At 68.9% G+C, this 4,514-nt stretch carries 1 protein-coding gene; it reads right to left on the bottom strand.

Annotated elements, in window-relative coordinates:
* A partial coding sequence (locus EET03_RS15250) for a condensation domain-containing protein (RefSeq protein WP_167470645.1) occupies nt 1–4,514 on the bottom strand: 4,514 nt, incomplete at both ends.

Here is a 4,514-nt window from a genome sequence, read left to right as displayed (position 1 = left end):
TCCCCCACCACCCCCACCGGCACCGGCCGCAACCACCCATCCAGCACCAAAAACGCCGCCCCCGCCACCGGCGCACCGATCGGCGGAACCCCCGACCCCGCGGTCAGCGGCGCACTGCTGGACGCCCACACCGTGGTCTCGGTCGGACCATAGACGTTAACCATCACCCGCCCCGGCGCCCACCGATCCACCAGCTCGGCCGGACACGGCTCGGCACCGATCACCAGCGCCGCCGCATCCAACCCCGCCACCGGGAGCATCCCCACCGCCGACGGGGTCTGGGTGAGCACGCTGACCTCTTCGCTGACCAGCAACGCGTGGAAGTCCTCCGGTGAGCGCGCCACCGACTCGGGCACCACCACCAACCGCCCCCCGTGCAGCAGCGCACCCCAGATCTCCCACACCGAGAAGTCAAAGGCATAAGCGTGAAACTGCGTCCACACCTGCCCCGGGCCCAGCTGCACGCCGATCTGCAGCGAGTCGAACAGCTGGGTGACGTTGTGGTGGGTGACCGCCACCCCCTTCGGCACACCGGTGGTGCCCGAGGTGTAGATCAGGTGGGCGAGGTCATCGGGGGCCGGCGCCGGCAACGCGGTGCTGGGTTGGGCGCCAACACCGGGATCCTCGACATCGATCACGGCCAGGGCGCACCCGTCGAGCCGGTCGGCCAGCGCGGTGGTGGTGACCGCGGCGACCGGGGCCGCGTCGGCCAGCATGAACTGCAGCCGCGCATCGGGGATCGTCGGGTCGATCGGCAGGTAAGCCGCCCCGGTCTTGAGCACCGCCAACATCGCCACGATCGCCTCAGCGCAGCGCGGAGACAGCAGCGCCACACAACGCCCCGGGCCCGCGCCATGGCCGGCCAACAGATGCGCCAACCGGTTAGCGGCTCCCTCCAACTCGCGATAGGTCATCGAGCGGCCCTCAAAGCTCACCGCCACCGCCTCGGGGGTGCGCGCCACCTGCGCGGCCCACACCAGCGGAATCGACACCGGCGGGGGTGCGGGCCGGGTCAACACCGCCCGGTTACCGATCTCATCGAGGCGGGCGTGCTCACCGGCATCGAGCACATCGATCGACGAGAGCCGCCCGGCGGGATCGGCGGCCATCGCCGCCAGCACCTTCTGCAACCGCTCGACCAGCGCCTCGATGCCGGCCGCATCAAACACCTCGGTGTCGTATTCGACACGAAGACCCAGCTCAGCCCCCGGCCAGGCGACCACCGTCAGCGGATAGTGGGAGGAATCGCGGCTGGTGATATCGGTGATGGCCAACCCGTCGGCGCCCGCCAACGCGGCGGTGTCGACCGGATAGTTCTCATACACGCAAAGGGTGTCGAACAGCTGTTCGTGACCGGTGACGCGGTAGATCTCGGCAAGCGCCAGGTGCTGGTGCTCGAGGGTGTCGTTGTAGGCGCCCTGCAGCTGGCCCAACAGCTCGGTGGTGGTGGTTGCCGGCGTGATGGTTGCCCGTACCGGCACCGTGTTAATGAACAGGCCCACCATCGATTCCGCGCCGGCCACCTCGTCTGGCCGACCCGAGACCACCGTGCCGAAGACGACATCGTGCTGGCCGGTCAGACAGCACAGCAGCCGCGCGAAGGCGCCGTGCAACACGATGCTGACCGTGGTGTGACACGAGCGGGCCAGCTCGCTTATGGCCTCGGTGAGTTGTTCGGGCAGCCGACGCGAGACCACGCTTTGCCGCCCTGTCCTCAACGGGCCCAGCGGGGCCACCAGGGTCGGGGCGTCAAAACCGGCGAGCAGCTGCCGCCAGGCCACGTGGGCGGCCTCCAAATCCCGGTCAGCCAGCCAGGAAACAAACCTGCGATGCGGGACCGCCGCTGCCAGCCGCTGGTGGTGATAGCTGGCAAACATCTCCCCCAGCAGGATCGGGAGTGACCAGCCATCCATCACGACGTGATGGTTGGTCAGCACCAACCGGTGCCGATCCGGCGCGATGCGGAGCAACGCCACCCGAAACACCGGCTGATCGGCGCCCAGATCGCAGACCGCGGCGCGTTCGGCGGTGCACACCCGCTCGATCCGTTCCTCACCGTCGGGGTCCTGGCCGTCCACCTCGACATAGCGCCACCCGGCCTGCGGATCGGCCGGGATGATCTGCACCGGCTCGTCGAATCGTTGGCAGAAACGGGCCACCAGGTGCGGATGGCGGGTGATCACCGTTTGCACCGCCTCGCGCAGCCGGGCCGGGTCCAGCGGGCCGGCCACGGTGAAAGCCAGCTGCACCGCATACACCTCGTCGTCACTGCCGCGCGCGGTGCCGGCATGAAAGAGCAGCCCCTGCTGCAGCGGGGTCAGCGGCAAAATATCGGCGATCCGGTAGTGGCGCTGCAGCTCGTCGATCTGTGGCTGGCTGAGCCGGGCAGGGGTGATATCCGACGGCGTCAACCCACCCCCACCGGCGCGCACGTGCGCGCTGATGCCGGCCAGGGCCTCAAACCACAACCCGCTAACCCCGATGATCGCCGCGTCATCGAGCGCCGAGCGTGCCCACATCCAGTTGGCGTGCAACTGCGGGCCGGCCTCGGTGTCCACGGTGACGGCGTTAAGTTCCACGGTGTGCGGCAGCGGCATCGGCAGCGCCGCGGCCACGCCGGTCATCGACATGCCTTCTGGGGAGATTCGCCACGGGTCGCTAGCGAGCTCGCCCGCCGCCCCGCCGAGGCGCCCCAGATAGTTGAACCCGATCACCGGGTCAGATCCGCCCACCTCCACATCGGGGTTCAGATAGCGCAACAGCCCGTAGCTCAGGGCATCGGGCAGCGCCCGAAGCTGCTCTTTGGCGTGCTTGATCAGCGTCCCCAACCCCGTATCGCCGGCGAGCACCTGCGCCCAGGACAGCCCGCCTACCGTCAAGGTCACCGGGTATAGGGTGGTGAACCACCCCACGGTGCGCGTCAGGTTGATACCGGGGGCCAATTCCTCGTGGCGGCCGTGCCCTTCGACGTCGATGCCGACCGGCGCGCCGCCATCGCCCAAAAACTCCGCCCACGCCAACCCGAACGCGATCAACAAGATCTCGTGTATCCCGGCATGAAACGCCGCGGGCACCTCACCCAAAAGCATGCCGGTGGTCGCGGCATCCAACACCACCGACAGACGCCCAGCAGTGGCCAACGTATCCACCGCGGGCTCGACCGCGGGCAACGCGGCCGGGGCCGCCGCCACCTCCCGCCACACCCGCACCTGACCAACGACTTCTGGGCGGCGTGCATGCTCGGCCAGCAGCGACGCCCACCGCGCAAACGACGTCCCAGTCACCGGCAGCGCTATGTGCTGGCCGCCGCAATGCTGGGCCCAGGCGACGTTGAGGTCCTCCACCAAAATCCGCCACGACACCCCGTCGATGGCCAGATGATGAACGATCAACACCAGCTGGCCCGTCGAGCCGACCCACAGCGCAGAAAGCATCACCCCGCCGGCCGGGTTCAATCGCGACCGCGCCCCTACCACCGCCTGCTCGGACAACACATCCACCGCGGACAAGCACCCACGCGCATCCACCGAGCCCGGTTCGGGCACCCATAACGACCACTCCCGCGCACCGTCCCCCCCGCCCGGCTCGACCCGTAGCCGCAACATGGCATGGCGATCCAGCAACGCCTGCAACAACACCACCACATCGGCCTCGGTCACCCCCGCCGGAGCCTGCAGCACCAGCGTCTGGTTGAACTGCTGCACCGGGCCACCCGCATCGTCCACCCCGGCCAGCCTGCGCATGATCGGGGTGACCACCACCGGCCCGATCCCCTCATCACCGTCGTCAATCCCGCCGGCCAGCCCGACCACTCGGGCCAGCCCAACCACGGTCTGCTCAACGAAAATATCGCGCGGCCGAAGCAGCAGGCCCGCCGCCCGAGCCCGGGCCACCACCTGCATCGACAAGATGCTGTCGCCACCAAGCTCGAAGAACGAGTCGTCGGCTCCGACCCGCTCTAAGCCCAGGACTTGGGCGTAGATACCGGCCAGGATCTCCTGGACCGCCGTGGTCGGGGGCCGGTACCGATCAACATCGCGGTATTCCGGTGCGGGCAGGACGCGGGTATCGAGCTTGCCGTTAGCGGTCAGCGGCAACCCATCAACGACCACCACCGCCGCCGGCACCATATAGCCCGGCAGCCGCTGGGCCAGCGCGGCACGCAACCCGGCCAGCTCCACCGCCCCGGCGACCGACTCGGTGACATACCCGACCAGGCGCTTATCCCCGGGGCGGTCCTCACGGGCGATCACCACCGCGGTCTGCACCCCGGGCAGCCCGGACAGCGCCGCCCGCACCTCGCCGAGTTCGATCCGATACCCGCGGATCTTGACCTGCTCATCAGCGCGCCCCACATAATCCAGCTGCCCATCAGCACGCCAAAACACCAGATCCCCAGTCCGATACATCCGCACCCCGGCAGCGGCGAACGGACACGCCACAAACCGCGACGCCGTCAACGCCGCGCGCCGCCAATACCCCACACCCACCCCCGCACCGGCCACATACAACTC

The sequence above is a fragment of the Mycobacterium innocens genome (assembly GCF_900566055.1).
Classification (GTDB): domain Bacteria; phylum Actinomycetota; class Actinomycetes; order Mycobacteriales; family Mycobacteriaceae; genus Mycobacterium; species Mycobacterium innocens.
Note: the sequence above shows the minus strand (reverse complement) of the source record. Positions and strands in the feature narration are given on the sequence as shown.